The 17,820-nt window shown below is 71.3% G+C and carries 19 protein-coding genes; 11 read left to right on the top strand and 8 right to left on the bottom strand.

Going from position 1 to position 17,820, the window contains the following annotated elements; all coding sequences use genetic code 11:
• Positions 1 to 69 precede the first annotated feature (69 nt).
• Entirely contained in the window at positions 70 to 2,046 is a 1,977-nt protein-coding gene (locus tag BT341_RS12205; protein WP_072476400.1) for a thioredoxin domain-containing protein, read from the bottom strand.
• A 65-nt stretch (positions 2,047 to 2,111) separates the two neighbouring features.
• Between BT341_RS12205 and BT341_RS12200 the strand changes: the two genes are divergently transcribed.
• Both BT341_RS12200 and BT341_RS12195 read left to right on the top strand, forming a co-directional pair.
• Positions 2,112 to 3,479, top strand: a complete 1,368-nt coding sequence (locus BT341_RS12200) for a 3' terminal RNA ribose 2'-O-methyltransferase Hen1 (RefSeq protein ID WP_072476399.1) — start codon at positions 2,112 to 2,114, stop codon at positions 3,477 to 3,479.
• Positions 3,476 to 5,968 carry a polynucleotide kinase-phosphatase gene (locus BT341_RS12195; protein WP_072476398.1) on the top strand — a complete coding sequence of 831 codons (2,493 nt, stop codon included), beginning with the start codon at positions 3,476 to 3,478 and terminating at the stop codon, positions 5,966 to 5,968. The genes BT341_RS12200 and BT341_RS12195 overlap by 4 nt, the downstream gene beginning before the upstream one ends.
• Positions 5,969 to 6,222: 254 nt before the next feature.
• Here BT341_RS12195 and BT341_RS12190 read toward each other — a convergent pair whose 3' ends face one another.
• Both BT341_RS12190 and mca read right to left on the bottom strand, forming a co-directional pair.
• Positions 6,223 to 6,558, bottom strand: a complete 336-nt coding sequence (locus BT341_RS12190) for a hypothetical protein (RefSeq protein ID WP_072476397.1) — start codon at positions 6,556 to 6,558, stop codon at positions 6,223 to 6,225.
• Positions 6,555 to 7,469, bottom strand: a complete 915-nt coding sequence (gene mca / locus BT341_RS12185) for a mycothiol conjugate amidase Mca (protein ID WP_072476396.1) — start codon at positions 7,467 to 7,469, stop codon at positions 6,555 to 6,557. The genes BT341_RS12190 and mca overlap by 4 nt, the downstream gene beginning before the upstream one ends.
• Before the next feature lie 136 nt (positions 7,470 to 7,605).
• On the opposite strand from mca, the gene BT341_RS12180 reads away from it, so the two are divergent.
• From BT341_RS12180 to BT341_RS12170, 3 genes are all read left to right on the top strand, one after another.
• Complete coding sequence (locus BT341_RS12180) at positions 7,606 to 8,037, top strand: DUF4307 domain-containing protein (protein WP_245804948.1); 432 nt, start codon at positions 7,606 to 7,608, stop codon at positions 8,035 to 8,037.
• 195 nt (positions 8,038 to 8,232) lie between these two features.
• The gene (greA, locus tag BT341_RS12175) at positions 8,233 to 8,736 is read left to right on the top strand and encodes a transcription elongation factor GreA (protein ID WP_072476394.1); all 504 of its coding nucleotides are present in this window, start codon (positions 8,233 to 8,235) and stop codon (positions 8,734 to 8,736) included.
• Positions 8,737 to 8,887: 151 nt separating this feature from the next.
• Positions 8,888 to 9,700 carry an MBL fold metallo-hydrolase gene (locus BT341_RS12170; RefSeq protein WP_072476393.1) on the top strand — a complete coding sequence of 271 codons (813 nt, stop codon included), beginning with the start codon at positions 8,888 to 8,890 and terminating at the stop codon, positions 9,698 to 9,700.
• On the opposite strand, the gene BT341_RS12165 is transcribed toward BT341_RS12170, so the two are convergent.
• Positions 9,701 to 10,174 (bottom strand): Lrp/AsnC family transcriptional regulator, encoded by a 474-nt coding sequence (locus BT341_RS12165; protein ID WP_072481911.1) that lies wholly within the window; start codon positions 10,172 to 10,174, stop codon positions 9,701 to 9,703.
• 109 nt (positions 10,175 to 10,283) lie between these two features.
• Between BT341_RS12165 and hppD the strand changes: the two genes are divergently transcribed.
• The 4 genes from hppD to BT341_RS12145 all read left to right on the top strand — a co-directional run bounded on the left by hppD (position 10,284) and on the right by BT341_RS12145 (position 13,427).
• A complete protein-coding gene (gene hppD, locus BT341_RS12160; RefSeq protein WP_072476392.1) occupies positions 10,284 to 11,483 on the top strand; it encodes a 4-hydroxyphenylpyruvate dioxygenase in 1,200 nt (399 codons plus the stop codon).
• A gap of 127 nt (positions 11,484 to 11,610) precedes the next feature.
• Positions 11,611 to 12,156, top strand: a complete 546-nt coding sequence (locus tag BT341_RS12155) for a YbaB/EbfC family nucleoid-associated protein (protein WP_072476391.1) — start codon at positions 11,611 to 11,613, stop codon at positions 12,154 to 12,156.
• A gap of 11 nt (positions 12,157 to 12,167) precedes the next feature.
• Complete coding sequence (locus BT341_RS12150) at positions 12,168 to 12,485, top strand: type VII secretion target (RefSeq protein ID WP_072476390.1); 318 nt, start codon at positions 12,168 to 12,170, stop codon at positions 12,483 to 12,485.
• 108 nt (positions 12,486 to 12,593) lie between these two features.
• Entirely contained in the window at positions 12,594 to 13,427 is an 834-nt protein-coding gene (locus BT341_RS12145) for a ferredoxin (protein WP_072476389.1), read from the top strand.
• A gap of 39 nt (positions 13,428 to 13,466) precedes the next feature.
• Here BT341_RS12145 and ilvA read toward each other — a convergent pair whose 3' ends face one another.
• The gene (ilvA, locus tag BT341_RS12140) at positions 13,467 to 14,669 is read right to left on the bottom strand and encodes a threonine ammonia-lyase (protein ID WP_072476388.1); all 1,203 of its coding nucleotides are present in this window, start codon (positions 14,667 to 14,669) and stop codon (positions 13,467 to 13,469) included.
• A gap of 93 nt (positions 14,670 to 14,762) precedes the next feature.
• On the opposite strand from ilvA, the gene BT341_RS12135 reads away from it, so the two are divergent.
• Together BT341_RS12135 and BT341_RS12130 are read left to right on the top strand one after the other, a co-directional pair.
• Positions 14,763 to 15,026 carry a hypothetical protein gene (locus tag BT341_RS12135; protein ID WP_072476387.1) on the top strand — a complete coding sequence of 88 codons (264 nt, stop codon included), beginning with the start codon at positions 14,763 to 14,765 and terminating at the stop codon, positions 15,024 to 15,026.
• Between the two features lie 82 nt (positions 15,027 to 15,108).
• Positions 15,109 to 15,582, top strand: a complete 474-nt coding sequence (locus tag BT341_RS12130; RefSeq protein WP_072476386.1) for a TIGR03618 family F420-dependent PPOX class oxidoreductase — start codon at positions 15,109 to 15,111, stop codon at positions 15,580 to 15,582.
• Between the two features lie 3 nt (positions 15,583 to 15,585).
• Here BT341_RS12130 and BT341_RS12125 read toward each other — a convergent pair whose 3' ends face one another.
• From BT341_RS12125 to BT341_RS12115, 3 genes are read right to left on the bottom strand one after another with little or no spacing between them, the layout of a single operon-like run.
• A complete protein-coding gene (locus BT341_RS12125; protein WP_072476385.1) occupies positions 15,586 to 16,743 on the bottom strand; it encodes a cystathionine gamma-synthase in 1,158 nt (385 codons plus the stop codon).
• 34 nt (positions 16,744 to 16,777) lie between these two features.
• Positions 16,778 to 17,212, bottom strand: a complete 435-nt coding sequence (locus BT341_RS12120; protein WP_084742838.1) for a hypothetical protein — start codon at positions 17,210 to 17,212, stop codon at positions 16,778 to 16,780.
• A 43-nt stretch (positions 17,213 to 17,255) separates the two neighbouring features.
• Positions 17,256 to 17,648 (bottom strand): hypothetical protein, encoded by a 393-nt coding sequence (locus tag BT341_RS12115; protein ID WP_245804947.1) that lies wholly within the window; start codon positions 17,646 to 17,648, stop codon positions 17,256 to 17,258.
• Between the last annotated feature and the right edge of the window lie 172 nt (positions 17,649 to 17,820).

Here is a 17,820-nt window from a genome sequence, read left to right as displayed (position 1 = left end):
TACATGATTACATCGCTAATGAAGCTACGCCGAAATCACGCGAGTGGGGATGGCGTTCACCGAGGGCGATCAGAGCTGAGCGGTCAGCGCCTCGGCCGAGGTGACCGGGCGGTCGCAGACGTAGCCACGGCAGACGTAGGCGGCGGGAGCGCCGCCCACCAGGGGCCGGTCCGCCAGCAGCGGGACGCCCGGCGCGTCCGGCTCGCCGGCCAGCACGATGCCGCCGCCGTGGATGCCCCGCGCCGCGGCCAGGCGCAACGCCGGATCCACGCCGGCCACCGCGACCTGCACCGGACCGGCCCGCAGGGCCTCCGCGACCGACAGCCAGTGCCCGGCGAACCGCGGCACCCGCGTGGCCAGCACGCCGACGCGGCGAAGTGCCTGCTCGGCGGCTTCCCGGTAGCGCGCCGCATGCTCGTGGCCCGCCAGCGCGGACGCCGTCAGCAGCGCCCCGGCCAGCGCCGACGCCCCGGCCGGGCTCGCGTTGTCACCCGGGTCGGCCGGGCGCTGCACCAGCGTCTCGGCGTCGTCGGCGGTGTCGAAGTACGCGCCCGGGACGTCCGGGGACGCGAAGTGCGCCAGCGCCAGGTCGAGCAGCCGGGTCGCCTCGGCCAGCCACTTCGGGTCGGCGGTCGCCTGGTGCAGGGCGAGGAACCCGTCGGCGACGCAGGCGTAGTCCTCGAGCACGCCGGCGGACTCCCCGACCACACCGTCACGCGAGCTGCGGCGCAGCCGGCCGTCGACGACGTGCACCCGCAGCAGCAGCTGCGCGGCCTCGACGGCCCGTTCGATCCACTGTGGACGATCGAGGGCGACGCCCGCTTCCGCCAGCGCTGTGATCGCCAGGCCGTTCCACGACGCGATCACCTTGTCGTCGCGACCCGGCTGCGGCCGCTTCGCCCGCTCTTCCAGCAGCTTGACGCGGATGTGTTCCGGCAGGTCACCGAACAGGCGCAGCGTGGACGTACCGTGCTCGAAAGTCCCCTCGTCCGTGACGCCGAACAGCTCGATCGCCGCAGCACCGTCTTCGTCACCGAGCACTTCACGCAGCTGCGAAGGCGTCCAGACGTACGTCAAGCCTTCGACGCCTTCGGTGTCGGCGTCGAGCGAAGACGCGAAGCCCCCTTCGGGCGTGCGCAGCCCTTCGAACAGGAACTCCGCGGTACCGGTCGCGACCCGCAACGCCGTCGCCGAGCCGGTGCGCCGCCAGAGGTGGGCGTAGAACCGGAGCAGCAACGCGTTGTCGTACAACATCTTCTCGAAGTGCGGCACGATCCATTCGGCGTCGACGGAGTAGCGCGCGAAGCCGCCGGCGAGCTGGTCGTAGATGCCGCCGCGGGCCATCGCCTCCGCCGTGGCGTCCACCAGGGACAAAGCGACCCGCGAGCCGGTGCGTTCGTGGTGGCGCAGCAGGAACTCCAGGACCATCGACGGCGGGAACTTCGGGGCGCGGCCGAACCCGCCGTTGACCGGGTCCGCCTCCTGCTGCAGCTTCCCGACCGCGCCGGCGAGCACGGCCTCGTCCACAACGGACTCCTGGAGCGGGCCGGTCTGCTCGGCGATGTGCGCGACGACCTGCTTCGCGCCGTCCACCAGCTCGCCGGGCCGCTCCCGCCAGGCCTCCGCGACGGCGGTGAGCAACTGCCGGAACGACGGCATGCCGGGCCGCGGCGACGGCGGGTAGTAGGTGCCGCAGTGGAACGGCTCGCCGTCCGGGGTCAGGAAGCAGGTCATCGGCCAGCCGCCCTGCCCGGTCATCACCTGCGTGGCGGCCATGTAGACGGCGTCGATGTCGGGCCGTTCCTCGCGGTCGACCTTGATGTTGACGAAGTGCGCGTTCATCACGGCCGCGGTTTCGGCGTCCTCGAACGACTCGTGCGCCATGACGTGGCACCAGTGGCAGGCGGCGTAGCCGACGGAGAGCAGGATCGGCACGTTCCGCCGCTTCGCCTCGGCGAGCGCGTCGGGCCCCCACTGCCACCACTCGACGGGGTTGTCGGCGTGCTGGAGCAGGTACGGACTGGTCGCTCGCGCGAGGCGGTTCATGACTCCAGGGTCGCACCCGGGAAAACCGGGCGCGCGGTCACCGGCCCCTCCGCCACACTGGGCCGGTGCTGCTGACGATCACCACGACCCGTGACCCCGCCACCGACCTGGGCTTTCTCCTGCACAAGCATCCGGAGAAGGCGCAGTCGGTCGCGCTGTCGGCCGGGACCGCGCACGTCTTCTACCCGGAGGCTTCGCCGGCGCGCTGTACCGTCGCGCTCTTCGTCGAGATCGATCCCGTCGCGCTCGTTCGCGGGGGTGGGACCTCGCTGACCCAGTACGTCAACGACCGGCCCTACGCCGGTGGGTCGTACCTCGCGGTCGCGCTGCGGGCCGCGTTCACGACCGCGCTCGCCGGACGGTGTGCCGCGCGTCCTGACCTCGTCGACGCGCCCTTCGACCTGGACATCCACGTGCCGTCACTGTCCGCGCGCGGCGGGGCCGAGGTCGTGCACAAGCTGTTCGAGCCGCTCGGCTGGCACGTCTCCGCCACGCCGATCCCGCTCGACGAGCAGTTCCCGCAGTGGGGCGACAGCCGCTATGTCGACCTCCGCCTTTCGGGCACGCACCGCGTCGCCGACGCGCTGCGTCACCTCTACGTCCTGCTGCCCGCGCTCGACGGGGACAAGCACTACTGGGTCGGGCAGGACGAGGCCGACAAGCTGCTGCGCGCCGGCGACGGCTGGCTCGCCGGGCATCCCGAGCGCACGCTCATCACCAACCGCTACCTCGAGCGGCGCCGTCCGGTCGTCACCTACGCGCTCTCGCGGCTCGCCGAGGCCGACGACGTCCCCGCCGAAGCCGAAGCACTGGTCACGGAGGTGCCAGACCGGCCGGAGAGCCTCGCGGCGCAGCGTCACGGCAGCGTGCTCGCCGCGTTGCGGGCCGCCGGCGCGCGGCGCGTGCTCGACCTCGGCTGCGGGAGCGGCGCACTCCTGCGCGTCCTCGAGGAGGACCGCTCGTTCACCGAGATCGTCGGCGTCGACGTCTCCAGCAGCGCCCTGAACACCGCCGAGAAGCGGCTGAAGGACAACTCCCGCGTCACGCTGCGGCAGTCGGCGCTGACCTACGCCGACCCGGCGCTGGCCGGGTACGACGCCGCTGTCCTCATGGAGGTCGTCGAGCACGTCGACCCCGAGCGGCTCCCGGCGCTGGAGCACGCGGTGTTCGGGGTCGCGGCGCCGCGCACGGTGTTCGTCACGACGCCGAACGCGGAGTACAACCGGCTGTTCGAGTTCCTGCCGATGGGGCATTTCCGGCACGCCGACCACCGGTTCGAATGGACGCGAGCCGAGTTCCGCGCCTGGGCGGACGGCGTCGCGACCCGACGCGGCTACGACGTCCGATACGTGCCGATCGGACCGGTGGACCAGGAATCGGGACCGCCGACCCAGATGGCGGTCTTCACCACCCACGAGGAGGTGGCCGCGTGAAGCTGACCGTCCCCGACATGGCGCTCGTCGTGCTCGTCGGCGCTTCCGGCTCCGGCAAGTCGACGTTCGCGCGCACGCACTTCGCGCCCACGCAGGTGCTCTCCAGCGACTTCTTCCGCGGGCTCGTCGCCGACGACGAGAACGACCAGTCGGCGTCGGCCGAGGCCTTCGACGCGCTGCACTACGTCGCGGCGAAGCGGCTCGCGGCCGGGCGGATGACCGTCATCGACGCGACGAACGTCCAGCGCGCTTCGCGGGCGAGCCTGGTGAAGCTCGCGAAGGAGCACGACGTGCTGCCGACCGCGATCGTGCTGGACCTGCCGGTGCAGGTGTGCCTCGCCCGCAACGCCGGACGGCCGGACCGCGACTTCGGCGACCACGTCGTCCGGCGGCAGCGCGGCGAGCTGCAGCGGTCGCTGAAGTCGTTGGAGCGCGAGGGTTTCCGGCGCGTGCACGTGCTCCGGTCAGAAGCCGAGGTGGCCGAGGCGGAGATTGTCGTCGAGCCGCTGCGCAACGACAGGCGCGAGCTGACCGGGCCGTTCGACGTGATCGGCGACGTGCACGGCTGCGCGGCCGAGCTCGAGGAGCTGCTCGCCGAGCTGGGGTACGTCGACGGCGTGCACCCGGACGGGCGGACCGCGGTGTTCGTCGGCGACCTCGTCGACCGCGGACCGGACACCCCGGGCGTGCTGCGGCGCGTGATGGGAATGGCTTCGGCCGGCACCGCGCTCGTCGTCTGCGGCAACCACGAGCAGAAGCTGGTGCGGGCGCTGCACGGGCGGAAGGTCAACGTCGCGCACGGGCTCGCCGAGTCCCTGGAGCAGCTCGGCGCCGAAAGCGACGAGTTCCGGCGGCAGGCGCACGAGTTCTGCGACGGGCTGGTCGCGCACTATGTCCTCGACGGCGGCAAGCTCGTCGTCGCGCACGCCGGGCTGCCCGAGCGTTACCACGGGCGCGCGTCCGGGCGGGTGCGCAGCATGGCGCTGTACGGCGACACGACCGGCGAGACCGACGAGTACGGCCTGCCGGTGCGGCTGCCGTGGGCGCGCGACTACCGCGGGTCCGCGATGGTGCTCTACGGGCACACGCCGACGCTGGAGCCGGAGTGGGTCAACAACACGATGTGCCTCGACACCGGCTGCGTCTTCGGCGGGAAGCTGACCGCGCTGCGCTACCCGGAGCGTCAAGTCGTGTCGGTGAAGGCGCATCGGGTCTGGTACGAGCCTTCGCGGCCGCTCGATGCTTCGCGTCCGCTGGGTGGCCGTGAGCCGGCGGTGCTGGAGCTGGCCGACGTCACCGGGAAGCGGATCGTGCAGACCGCCCACCACGGCCGGATCGGCGTCTCGGCGGAGCAGTCGGCGGCGGCGCTGGAAGTGATGAGCCGGTTCGCGGTCGACCCGCGGTGGCTGACCTACCTGCCGCCGACGATGGCGCCGTGCTCGACGTCGTCCCGTCCGGATCACCTCGAGCACCCGGAGGAGGCGTTCGCCGAGTACCGGGCGGCGGGCGTGCAGTCCGTCGTGTGCGAAGAGAAGCACATGGGGTCGCGGGCCGTGGTGCTGGTGTGCCGGGACGAGGACGTCGCGTTGCGGCGCTTCGGGATCAGCGGCGGCGGCGCGGTGTACACGCGGACCGGACGGCCGTTCTTCTCGGCGGAGCAGAACGCGTTGCTCCTGGCGGACGTGCGATCGGCGGCGGCCGGGTTGTTCGAGCAGCTGGAGTCGGGCTGGCTGCTGTTCGACGCGGAGTTGCTGCCGTGGAGCGCGAAGGCGGGGTCACTGATCGCAGCGCAGTACGCGTCGGTGGGCGCGGCGGCCCAGGCGGTGCTGCCGGCGGCGGTCTCGGCACTGGCGACGACGGCCGCCCGCGGCATCGACGTCTCCGATCTGTTGCGGCGCACGGCTTCGCGTTCATCCACAGTGGACTCTTACCGGGCGGCTTACCGGCGTTACTGCTGGCCGACGTCGGGCCTGGAGGGGGTGCGGCTGGCGCCGTTCCAGCTGCTGGCGTCCGAAGGGACGGCCTACCATGACCGGCCGCACTCGTGGCACCTGTCGGTACTGGACGGCCTGACAGGGCCGCGGTTCCAGCGGACGCGGTCCCTTTCGGTGGACGTGCTGGACGAGGAGTCGGTCGCGAAGGGCGTCGCGTGGTGGGAGGAACTGACCGCGGCGGGCGGCGAAGGCATGGTGGTGAAGCCGGCGGCGAACCTGACGCGCGGCCCGCGCGGCCTGGTCCAGCCGGGAGTGAAGGTCCGCGGGCGCGAGTACCTGCGGATCATTTACGGCCCGGACTACACGCTGCCGGAGAACCTGGAGCGGCTGCGCAAGCGCGGGCTGAACCGGAAGCGGATGCTGGCGCTGCGCGAGTACGCGCTGGGGCTGGAGGCGCTTGAGCGGCTGGCGCGGGGTGAGCCGTTGTGGCGGGTCCACGAGTGCGTCTTCGCGGTCCTCGCGCTGGAGTCGGATCCGGTTGACCCGAGGTTGTAGCTAGTCGGCCTGGTGGCCGAGGAGTCCTTCGCGGGCTTCTCGGCCTCCTCGACAGTGGTCGCCGGCCATTTCTCCTTCGCCCGGCAGCGGCGGCCGACGACCTGGCGTGCGAGACGCTCGCTCGACACGAAAGTGTCGAAGTTACGGGCTGCCGTTCACGAGCGGCAGAGTATCGCGAACCGATGGAGCTCCAGTCCGCTCTGGGTCCGTCAAGGATTTCGCAAGCGCCTGCGAAAGTACTGCACTGACCGCGGTCAGTCCGCCTTCGACGAGGACGTGTTGTTGTTCGTCGGCTTCTTCTGCTCCGCCGGCGCCTCGGCCTTCTTCTCCTCCGGCTCTCCAGGCTCCGGAGCCGCCTCCGCGGCCGGCTCGTCGAAGCTCGCCGGGACGCGCTTCAGGTGCTTCGTCATCGAACGGACCAGGAAGGCCACCGCGATGAGGAAGAGGATCAGCACCAGGAAGCCGACCGGGGAGGACTTGCCGAAGTCCTCCCCCTGCCCGCCGTTGTCGCCGTTGCCCGGCTGCTGCGTCAGCACCAGGGCCGACGCGGTCACCGGAAGCGCCACGCCGGCCGGCAGCGTCAGACTCATGTGTCCACCTTCTCCTCGGTGCCGGCGATGCCCGCGAACAGGTCGTCCTCCGGCAGTGTGCTGTCGACCTGCGACTTCACCAGCTCGTACTCCTCGGTCGGCCAGACCTCCCGCTGGATCTCCAGCGGGACGAAGAACCAGCGGCTGTTCGGGTCGATCTGCGTGGCGTGCGCCTTCAGCGCCTCGTCCCGCACCTCGAAGTATTCACCGCACTCCACGCGGGTCGTCACCCGCTCCATCACATCGGCGCGCTCGGGGTCCCACTTCGCCAGCCACTCCGTGTACGGCGACTCGAGCCCGGCCTCCTTCAGCGCCGCGTCGAACGCCACCATCCTGGCCTTCGAGAACCCGTGCATGTAGTACAGCTTGAGCGGCTGCCACGGCTCGCCGGCATCCGGGAAGCGCGACTGGTCCGGTGCCGCCTCCCAGGCCGCCATCGTCACCTCGTGGGTGCGGATGTGGTCCGGGTGCGGGTAGCCGCCGTTCTCGTCGTACGTCGTGATCACGTGCGGGCGGAACTCGCGGATCACGCGCACCAGCGCCTCGGTCGGCTCCTCCAGCGGAATGGCCGCGAACGAGCCCTCGGGCACCGGCGGCAGCGGGTCGCCCTCGGGCAGGCCGGAGTCGACGAAGCCCAGCCAGCGCTGGCTCACGCCGAGGATCTTGGCCGCGCGGGCCATCTCCTCGCGGCGGATCTCGGCCATGTTCGCCAGCACGTCCGGCCGGTCCATGGCCGGGTTCAGGATGCTGCCCGCCTCACCCCCGGTGCACGTGACGACCAGCACCTCATGGCCCTCGGCGGCGTAGCGCGCCATCGTGGCGGCGCCCTTGCTCGACTCGTCGTCCGGGTGCGCGTGCACGGCCATCATGCGCAGGCGCGGCTTGGCGGTCTTCGTCAGCTGGTCCACCATGCTGCGAACGACTCCTTTTCTCCCCGTATTCCGCGACCCACCTGCGGGCCGCCCACCCAGCGGGCGGATACTCGAAGGCGTACCCGCCCCACCATTGTCCCCGTGGGTACGACAAGAACGAGCAGGAGGCCCCGGCTTGGCGGAAACGGCAGCGCCGGCACTGCCCGAGGGGCGGTACGGCAGCGGGCGCGCGACGACGTCGCGGCGCTGGCGCCGGTGGGTGTTCCTGGCCGTCGCCCTGCTGGTCAGCGGCGGGATCGCGTGGATCGCGTACGTGAACCTCGGCACCGCGCCGATCGACGCCGAGCGCGTCGCCTTCGCCGCGAAACCGGGCAACGCGATGGAAATCACCCTGAACGTCACCCGTGACGACGACAACAGGCCGGGCGTGTGCATCGTGCGCGTCCGGGACAAGACCGGTGCCGAAAGCGGCCGCAAGGAACTCCTGATCCCCGCCGGCGCGCGGTACAGCCGGATCAGCACGACGGTCAAGAGCATCGGGGAACCGGTGACGGCCGACGTCTTCGGCTGCTCGTACGACATACCACGGTATCTGTCAACCCCATAGCGGCCAACGGGGTGAACCGCGCGCCCAACGCCCACGGCGTGCGGATTTAACGGGCGTCGAACTGTCGCGCCGTGATACTCTGAATCCTCAGCACGGCCCGGGACGGGCCGTGTTTTTCCTTTATCTCAGCCACGCGGGCACCTACGCCCGTGTGGGCCGGCTTGAACACGCAAGCCTGGCAGGCCCGACGAGGAGATGGTGACCGTGAGCGACACCAAGGTGACCTGGCTCACCCAGGATGCCTACGACCGGCTCAAGCAGGAGCTCGACGAAATGATCGAGAACCGGCCGGTCATCGCCGCGCGCATCAACGACAGCCGCGAAGAAGGCGACCTCAAGGAGAACGGCGGCTACCACGCCGCCCGCGAGGAGCAGGGCCAGGCCGAAGCGCGCATCCGGCACCTCCAGGAGCTGCTGCGCTCGGCCAAGGTCGGCGAGGCGCCCGCCAACGACGGCACCGCCGGACCCGGCAAGGTGCTCACCGTCAAGTACGAGGGTGACGACGAGGAGGAGAAGTTCCTGCTCGCCACCCGCGAAGAGGGCGCCGAGGGCGAACTCGACGTGTACTCCCCGGAGTCGCCGCTGGGCAAGGCCCTGCTCGGCGCGAAGGAAGGCGAGTCGCGCGAGTACGAGCTGCCCAACGGCAAGATCCAAAAGGTCACGCTGATCAAGGCGGTGCCCTACACCGACGCCAAGTGACCGGTCCTGCCGAAGCAGGCCGCCCTCCACGCGGTGCTTGACCGTTGCCGCGAAGCGATTCGGCCGTGGCTGTGGCCGGATCGGTCACCATCGGCGCGGTGAACCGGGATAGCGTGTCCTCCCAGGATCCACATTCTGGGAGGACATCGCCGTGAGCACCGAACCGATCTGCCAGGCGTGCGGCATGCAGTACGCCGTGGCCCGCGACGACTGCCCGGTCTGCGAGGACGAACGCCAGTACGTCCCGCAGTCCGGGCAGCAGTGGACGAACCTCGAAACGCTCCGCGCGAGCGGCACGTACACGCCGCGGATCGAGGAGCAGGGGCCGGGGCTCGTCGGCGTCGGCTCCAACCCCGGTTTCGCGATCGGCCAGCGCGCGCTGCTGGTGCGGGCGCGGTCCGGGAACTTCCTCTGGGACTGCGCGGCCTACCTCGACGACGCCCTGGTCCAGCAGGTCCGCGACCTCGGCGGGATCACCGGCATCGCGATCAGCCACCCGCACTACTACACGACGATGGTGGAGTGGGCGCACGCCTTCGACGTGCCGATCTACCTGCACGAAGGCGACCAGCAGTGGATCGGGCGCCCGGACCCGGCGGTGAAGCTGTGGTCGGGCACGACCCTCGACGTCGCCGACGACCTGCGCCTGATCAACCTGGGCGTGCACTTCACCGGCGGCACGGTCCTGCACTGGCCGGACGGCGAGGAGGGCCGCGGCGCGCTGCTGTCCGGCGACATCGTGCAGGTCATCGGTGACCGCTCGCACGTCGCCTTCATGTACAGCTACCCGAACTACATCCCGGAGCGCCCGCACATCGTCCGCCGCGCCGCGGAACTGCTGGCCGGGTACCGGTTCGAGGCGATCTACGGCGCGTGGTGGGACGCGATCGTCCGCACCGACGGGTCCGCGGTGGTCCAGCGCTCGGCGGAGCGGTACCTGGCCCAGGTGATCGACGAGCGGTAGTCAGCCCCGCGCGGTCCGCTCCAGCAGGGGGCGGACCCGCGGCGGCACCGGCGTCGACAACGCGATCGACGTCGAGGTCCGCAGCACGTCCGGGACGCCGACCACCTCGTCGATCACCCGCTGCAGGTCGTCGTTGCCGCGCGCCACCATGCGGACGAACAGGTCGCCCTGCCCGGTCGTCGCGTGCACCTCGCAGACCTCGTCGATCGCCGCCAGCGCCTCGGCGACCTCGGCCCGGCGGCCCTGCGCGATTTCCAGCACCGCGAACGCCGTCAGGCCGTACCCCATCGCCGCCAGGTCCAGTTCCGGCGGGAAGCCGCCGAGGATGCCGCGCCCGGTCAGGCGGTCCAGGCGTGCCTGGACCGTCCCGCGGGCGACCCCGAGCCGGCGCGCGCACTCCAGCACGCCGAGGCGCGGGGAGTCGGTGAGCAACAGCAGCAGTCGCGCGTCCAGCGCATCCAGGTTCTCGGACATGCACAGATTGTCCACCATGACCGTCGATGTCCGGCCATGACTGGTCAGATTGACCAGTAAAAACAGAGACCGTTGCACATCTTGCCTCGCAGGGCTGATCCTTCGAGGTATGACCCAGACTGCCGAACCCCAGGGTGCACTCGACGACGTCAGCTACGACCAGCTGCGTCAGCTCGTCGGGCTCGTCGACCACGACGCCTCGACCGACCCGTTCCCGGTCAAGGCCATGGACGCGGTGGTGTTCGTCGCCGGCAACGCCACCCAGACCGCCTGGTACTACCAGATCGCGTTCGGGATGCAGCTCGTCGCCTACTCCGGTCCCGAGACCGGCGTCTACGACCGCAAGTCCTACGTGCTCAAGTCCGGCTCGGCCCGGTTCGTCATCACCGGCGGCGTGAAGCCGGACTCGCCGCTGCTCGACCACCACCGCAAGCACGGCGACGGCGTCATAGACCTGGCGCTGGAGACCACCGACGTCGACAAGTGCGTCGAGCACGCCCGCGCGCAGGGCGCGACCATCCTCGAAGAGCCGCACGACGTCTCCGACGAGCACGGCACGGTCCGCATGGCCGCCATCGCGACCTACGGCGAGACCCGCCACTCGCTGGTCGACCGCTCGCGCTACAACGGCGTCTACCTGCCCGGCTACGAGCCGCGCGAGAGCACGGTCAAGCGGCCGGAAGGGGCGCCGAAGCGGCTGTTCCAGGCCATCGACCACTGCGTCGGGAACGTCGAGCTCGGCAAGATGGACTACTGGGTGGACTGGTACCACCGCGTCATGGGCTTCGTGAACATGGCGGAGTTCGTCGGCGACGACATCGCCACCGAGTACTCGGCGCTGATGAGCAAGGTCGTCTCGAACGGCAACCACCGGGTCAAGTTCCCGCTGAACGAGCCGGCCGTCGCGAAGAAGAAGTCGCAGATCGACGAGTACCTCGAGTTCTACGACGGTGCCGGCTGCCAGCACATCGCGCTGGCCACCAACGACATCATCGCCACGGTGACCGCGATGCGCGCCGCCGGCGTCGAGTTCCTCGACACCCCGGCCTCCTACTACGACGACCCGGAGCTGCGCGCCCGGATCGGCAACGTCCGCGTGCCGATCGAGACGCTCAAGGAGCACAGCATCCTGGTCGACCGCGACGAGGACGGCTACCTGCTGCAGATCTTCACCAAGCCGATCGGCGACCGCCCGACCGTGTTCTACGAGCTGATCGAGCGGCACGGCTCGCTGGGCTTCGGCAAGGGCAACTTCAAGGCGTTGTTCGAGGCGATCGAGCGCGAGCAGGAGCGCCGCGGCAACCTGTGACCTCCTGAGACCGGCGAAGGCCACCATGAGGGACGTCGAGTCCCTTATGGTGGCCTTCACGGCGTTCGGGGGAACCAACGGCTCCCCGGATCCGTCAGTGGGGAGAAGCAGAGGAGAAGGGGCCGGGATGCCGGACAGCATCGACGCCAGCGACGCGATGATCGACAACTGGACCAAGCGGCTCGAGGAGAACGCCGCCCGGTACCAGGCGCTGGCCGATCGCATGCAGGGCCAGACGGTCACCGAGCGCGCGAAGGACGGCTCGGTCCAGGTGACCGTCGATTCGCGTGGCCTGCTGAAGAACCTCGTCATCGCCGAATCCGCGGCCGGCAAGCGCATGGCCGAGGTGTCGGCCCAGGTGATGCAGCTGGTGCAGCGCGCGCAGGCCCGGATCCCGGAGCTGCTGCAGCAGGCGATGGCCGAGACGACCGGCACGGGCGACCAGGCCGCGGCGGAGATCGTCCGCGAGGCGCAGAGCACGTTCCCGGAACCGCCGCCGGAGCCCGAACCCGCGTTCCCGGAGCCCGACCGCGTCCGCCGGTTCCTGCCGGAGGAGAACGACGAGCAGCCGCCCGCACCGCCGCGGACCCCGCCGTCGCCGCCGCAACCGCCACGGCGACGTCGCCCGGTCGACGACGATGACGACGAATTCGGCGGACCGATTCTTTCCTGAGGGGGAAAACCGTGGCAGACGTGGAACTCAGCACCGACCTCACGGCGCACGCGAAGCAGCTCGACGCCATCGGTGACGGGCTGCAGCAGGCCGTCGACGCGGCGAACCAGGTCAGCATGCCGACCGACGCGTACGGCATTCTCTGCCAGCCGTTCCGGATGATGCTCGACCCGGTCGAGCAGTACGGCATCAACGCGCTGAAGGACGCCGTGCAGGCGATGACCGCGGTGTCCGGCAAGGTGCGCGAAGCCGCGGCTGCCTACCGGTCCTACGAAACCGGCGTCGCCGACGACCTGAACAAGTCCGCGGGTGGCCGGCCTCAAGGGTGACGAGCTGATCTGGTGACCGTGCCGAGCTCGACCTGCCGGACCCACCCGTCCGGCATCGAGTCTCGCTGAACGCCGGAACGTCCTGAGCGGATCCGAGGAGGAGCAACCATGAGCGGGCCACCGGGGCCGCTGCGCCCCGAGCAGCAGCAGGAGCTCGTCGCGCAGCTCGGCCACGCCCTCGCGGCGCAGGTACCGCCTGGGTGGCGCCGGCTGCGCGCCGAATACCGCGCCGCGGGCCGGCACGTCGAGGCCGACCTGCTGGTGACCGGGCCGGACGGCGTGCCGAGGCCCGCGCAGCCGCACCCGGAAGCCGTGCGGCTGCTCGGCGTGCTGCGGTCGGGCATGTACCAGCCGGGCGTGGGAACGTGGCTCGCCGCGATCCTCGTGTTCGCGCCGGGGCAGCCGCCGGACGTCGAGTTCGTGCGGCCGGACCTCGAACCGCCGTTCCGCCGGCAGCCGCCGCCGCTCGGGTTCCAGGACGAGCTGCGGTTCTTCCCGCGCGCCGACCAGCACATCCCGGCGTGGCTGCGCGAACGCGCCGGCCTGACCCCGCCGGTGCCGGACGGCGAGATCCGCACGCCCCGGATCTACGACGGCCTCGACGCGGCGGGCAAGCCGCTCGTCCGGCGCCCGGCGCTGGTGCCGGCGGAGGCCGAACGGGTGCTGGCCTACCTCGACGCGGCGCCGGTCATCCTGGCCTCGCGCAGCAACGGCCCGGACGCGTTCGCACCGGACCGCACGGACGCGGTGCCGATGAACTTCCGCACCGACGGCGCCTGGGCGTGGCCCGGCGCGGTCGCGTACTACCTGCGCGAGCACGGGGTGCCGCCGGACCCGGACCTGGTCGCCCACATCCGGGCCCGCCGCTTCACCGCCCCGGCGGAAGTGCCGGAGCCGGCGAAGGACCTCGCACTGGCGGCGATCACCGGCGAACAGCCCTGACCCGCGTGCCGGGCCGCCGCGACCCGGAACCCCCGGAAGTCAGACGACCGCGTAGCCGGCGTCCATGAGCGCGGCCTCGACCTCCTTGCAGTGCTCGGGGCCGCGCGTCTCCAGGACCAGCTCGACGTCGGCCTCGCCGAGGCCCAGGTTGCCGGAAATCCGCGAATGCTCGACGTCCAGCACGTTCGCGCCCAGCTCGCTCACGCAAGACAGCACGCCCACCAGCGAGCCCGGCCGGTCCGCGACGCGCAGGCGCAGGCGCAGGTAGCGGCCGCCCGCCGTCATGCCGTGCTGGATGATCTGCAGGAGCAGCACCGGGTCGACGTTGCCGCCCGAGAGGACCGCCACCACCGGGGGCTCGAACGCGCCGACGTGCTGCAGCAGGGCCGCGACCGTCGCCGCGCCCGCCGGCTCCACCACCAGCTTCCGGCGTTCCAGGCAGAGCAGCACCGCTCGGGACAACGACTCTTCCGACACCGTCACGACGTCGTCGACCAGCGATTCGACGTGCGCGAAGCTGACCAGGCCGGGCTCGCCGACCGCGATGCCGTCGGCCATCGTCGAGGTCGACCCCAGCCGCACCGGCGCGCCCGCGGCCAGCGACGGCGGGTACGCCGCCGCCTCCTCGGCTTGGACGCCCACCACGCGGACGTCCGGGCGCAGCGCCTTGACCGCCGACGCGACCCCGCCGACCAGCCCGCCGCCGCCCGTGGCGACCAGGATCGTCTTCACCCCCGGCACCTGCTCGAGGATCTCGAGGCCGACGGTGCCCTGGCCGGCGATGACGTCCGGGTGGTCGAAGGGGTGGATGAACACCGCCCCGGTGCGCTCGCCGAACTCGATCGCGGCACGCAGGGTCTCCTCCAGCAGCACGCCGTGGAGGTGGACGTCGGCGCCGTACCCGCAGGTGGCGGCGAGCTTCGGCAACGGTGCGCGCAGCGGCATGAACACGGTCGACTTGGCGCCGAGCAGCGACGACGCGAGCGCGACGCCCTGCGCGTGGTTGCCCGCGCTGGCCGCGACGACGCCGCGTTCGCGCTCGGCTTCGGTCAGGCCGTGGATGCGCGTGTAGGCGCCGCGGATCTTGAACGACCCGGTGCGCTGCAGGTTTTCGCACTTCAGGTGCACCGGACCGCCGTGCAGCTTGCGCAGGTCGCGCGCGTGCTCCATCGGCGTCACCCGGGTCACTCCTTTTAGGAGTTCCCGGGCGGCCTGGATCCGCTCGAGGGTGACGAGTTCCATGCCCGGACTATGCCACTCAGGAACTCCACAGGTTGACCGGACCGGGAGCCGGGTACCCTTGGCGTGTCAACACACGGTAAACAGGGAGCAACCATGGCACGGGGGAACGACGCTCGACGGGCTCGCGCCACCCGGTCCGCCGGGCTGGTTCCGCTCGTGGTCGGGCTGGCGTCGGCCGCCGCGTTGACCGGGGCCGCGTACATCACCGTGGACAACGCCGCCTGCGGCACCCCGGCCCAGTACATCCGCCACGACAGCCACGTCGAGCTGGTCGGCGGCTGCGTGGATGGCTCGAAGCTGCCGGCGACGGGCACCCCGAAGCCCGGCGGTGTCGTGCACGGCAACTACAACCCCTGACCAGGTCGGTCACCTGGATGTGCCCCTGGCACAGGAAAGTGCCTTCTTCCGCAGTGTCGGCGCGTTCCCCGATGATCAACGCATGACCACCGTGTACGAACCGGGCCGCGGCCCCGGCCCCGCCACTCCCACCGAAGACGCTTCGAGCCGCCTGCTCGGCTCGCAGAGCCTCGGCGCGCTGGCCACCGTCAACCGCGCCGGTTTCCCGCACCTGTCGACCGTCGCCTACGCCTGGGATCCGGCGCAGCGCGTCGTGCGGATCGGATCCACCGCGGGACGCGCGAAGGTACGCCAGCTCGCCCGCGAACCACGCGCGGCGCTGTACGTCAGCAGCGACGATCACCTGGCCTTCGCGGTCGCGGAGGGCGTGGCCGAGGTGTCGCCGGTCAGTTCCGTGCCCGGTGACGAGACCGGCCGGGCGCTGCTCGCGATGCAGGCGCCCTTCACCGATCCCGAAGACGAAGCCGTGTTCCTGCGGAACATGGTCGAAGACCGCCGCGTCGTGATCACGCTCCGGGTGGAGCGCCTCTACGGCGGCGGTCTGGACGTGCGCTGAGGCTCAACCCAGCGCGGTCAGCAGGTCCGCGACGAGGTCGCGGCCGTCCTCGATGCCAACCGACAGGCGCAGCAGGTCGGCCGGGACCTGCAGGGTCGAGCCCGCCGTGCTCGCGTGGGTCATCTTGCCCGGGTGCTCGATCAGCGACTCGATGCCGCCGAGCGACTCGGCCAGGATGAACAGCTTCGTGCGCGAAGCGACCTCCAGCGCCGCCTGCTCGCCGTCGGCGTGGCTGAACGACACCATCCCGCCGAAGCGGCGCATCTGCTTCGCCGCCGTCTCGTGGCCCGGGTGCTCCGGCAGCCCCGGGTAGTAGACCTTCGCGACCTTCGGGTGCTTGACCAGCGCCTGCACGATCAGCTCGGCATTGTCGCTGTGCCGCTCCATGCGCAGGGCCAGCGTCTTGATGCCGCGCAGCGTCAGCCACGCGTCGAACGGCCCGGGCACCGCGCCGGCGGCGTTGCGGAGGTAGAACAGCTGCTCGCGCAGCTCGTCCTCGTTCGTGATCACCGCGCCGCCGACGACGTCGGAGTGCCCGCCGAGGTACTTCGTCGTCGAGTGCAGCACGACGTCCGCGCCCAGCGAGAGCGGGTTCTGCAGGTACGGGGTCGCGAACGTGTTGTCGACCACCAGGCGGGCGCCCGCGTCGTGCGCGACACCGGCCAGCGCGGCGATGTCGGCGATGCCCAGCAGCGGGTTGGTCGGCGTCTCGCACCAGATCAGCTTGGTCTCGGGCCGGATCGCGGCGCGGACCTGGTCGAGGTCGGCGAGGTCGGCGACGGTGTGCTCGACGCCCCAGAGGCTGAGCACCTTGTCGATCAGGCGGAACGTGCCGCCGTACGCGTCGTTGCCCAGCACGAGGTGGTCACCGGGGCGCAGGGTACTGCGCAGCACCACGTCGGACGCGGCCATGCCGGAGGCGAAGGCCAGCGCGTGCCGGCCGCCTTCCAGCGAGGCCAGCGCCTCCTCCAGCGCCGAGCGGGTCGGGTTCGCGGTGCGCGAGTACTCGTAGCCGCCCTCACGGGTCCCGCCCACGCCGTCCTGCGCGTAGGTCGAGGTCTGGTAGATCGGCACGATGACCGCGCCGGTGCGGGGGTCGGGCTTCTGACCGGCGTGGATCGCGCGCGTCTCGAAACCCAGTACGGAGTAGTCGTCCACCATTGGTCCAGCGTACGGGGAGCCCCCGGCATTCCCGTCAGGTGGGATGGATCTCAGTGTCACACCACCGCGCGGTGGGATCGGACAGCGCGAGCCCCAGCGTGACCAAGGCGGGCGGTACGACCACGGCCAGCGCCGCGAGGCCGCCCGCGGTCAGCGCACCGGGCCCATCGAGGGTGCGCCCGGCGGCTCCGAGCAGCGTCGACGTCAGCGTCGCGAGCACGGCCGCGGCACTTCCGGCGATGCAGCAGATCCGGCCGGCCGGGCGGTGCCGCAGCAGGAGGACGGCGCCGGGCAGCAGTGTCGCCGCGAGCACGGCGTCGACCGCGGCGTGGACGGCCACGCGTCCGGCGTCTTCGGGGAAGCGGGCGAGCGCGACGACGTCCAGGACGAGCCCGGCCAGGTAGAGCAGCCCGCCGAGCAGGGCGAGCAACGCGGCGGCGACCGCCGTCCGGCGTTCGGTCGAGGTCACGGCGCCGAGGATACGGCCGGCTACCGACAGTGAGCCTCGTGGGTCACCAGCTGCGCGACGAGTACGCTTCCCGCCCGGCCCAGACCGGCAGCGCCGGCGTGCGGTAGCGCAGGTAGCGGAACGTCGGCGGCAGGAACGCCAGCACGAGCACCAGCACGGCCAGCCCGGCCAGCGCGACCCGGTCGGCCATCGCGAACCCGCCGTGGGTGAACATCGCGTCCACGAACCGGGCGGGCGGGACGCCGACCGACGCCGGTTCCGTCAGCAACGCCCCGATCGCCAGCACGGCGCCGACGCCGAGCAGGACCGCTCCCGCCGTCGCGCGGAACAGCGTCGCCAGCGCGCCCAGCAGGAGCACCAATCCGGCGCCGAGATAGCCGGCCAGGTCGGCCAGTACCCAGCCCGGCAGGGCGCCGAGGCTGAATTCGGCGGGCATCTCGAGAAAGATCTTGACCGGTACACACCCCGCGGCGACGGCGGCCGCGAGCCCGAGCACGCCGGCGAGAACCGCCGTTACTCCGGACGGCCGAGCCGATGAAGACGAATGCGAATGCGACACCGGGTATCCGTGCGGACCGGTCACTACTCCCCCATCTGCTCCAGCGCGA

Origin of the sequence: Amycolatopsis australiensis, from assembly GCF_900119165.1 — a bacterium.
Taxonomy (GTDB): Bacteria; Actinomycetota; Actinomycetes; order Mycobacteriales; family Pseudonocardiaceae; genus Amycolatopsis; species Amycolatopsis australiensis.
Note: the sequence above shows the minus strand (reverse complement) of the source record. Positions and strands in the feature narration are given on the sequence as shown.